A 623-nucleotide genomic window follows, 5' to 3' on the forward strand; every position below is an offset into this window, starting at 1 on the left:
TGTCTGACATGGAGGTCCTTCGATCACGAGCAGGAGACGCGATCGAGGCAAGCAGGGGGAGGGGGCGCCGATGCCGCCGGGTGGAGGCTCCTCCCTGAACGGATTGTGAACGTTCTCACAAGAAGGTGAGGCTCACCTTCCCTCCCGACGGCCCTCCGAGCGCGCCTCCAGGACCGCCCCGACGTTCCCCGCGATCCACTCGACGACCGGCAGCAGCCGCTCCGCCAGCTCCGCCCCCAACGGCGTCAAGCGGTACTCGACGTGCGGCGGGACGACCGGCCGCGCCTCGCGGTGCACGAAGCCGTCCTCCTCCAGGATCCGCAGCGTCTGGGCGAGCATCTTCTCGCTGATCCCGCCGATCCGGCGCCGCAGAGCGCCCCAGCGCAGCGTGCCCGGAGCGAGCGCCGCGAGCACCAGGACGCCCCACTTGCTGGTGACGTGCCCGAAGACCTCGCGGCTCGGGCAGTCGGCGGAGTAGACGTCCCCGGCGAGCAGGGGGGAGTCGGCGATCGTCATGGGCGCTCCTCGGAACAGGGGTGATGACAGTACTAACGAAATAGTGGGTACTGCATTCCGGGAAGCAGGAGGAGGATGCGCCGGTTGCACCCTCCTGGCGGCGGACC

The 623-nt window shown here is 69.5% G+C and carries 1 protein-coding gene; it reads right to left on the reverse strand.

Annotated elements, in window-relative coordinates:
* Positions 1-132 precede the first annotated feature (132 nt).
* A complete protein-coding gene (locus tag C5C27_RS17620) occupies positions 133-516 on the reverse strand; it encodes a helix-turn-helix domain-containing protein (RefSeq protein WP_104256663.1) in 384 nt (127 codons plus the stop codon).
* Positions 517-623: the final 107 nt, after the last annotated feature.

Origin of the sequence: Rathayibacter sp. AY2B7 (assembly GCF_002931635.1) — a bacterium.
In the GTDB taxonomy this organism is placed as follows: domain Bacteria; phylum Actinomycetota; class Actinomycetes; order Actinomycetales; family Microbacteriaceae; genus Rathayibacter.

What these genes read in the sequence shown, in the direction of transcription:
- C5C27_RS17620 (WP_104256663.1), bottom strand. Translation starts at nt 516, where the DNA reads ATGACGATCGCCGACTCCCCCCTGCTCGCCGGGGACGTCTACTCCGCC.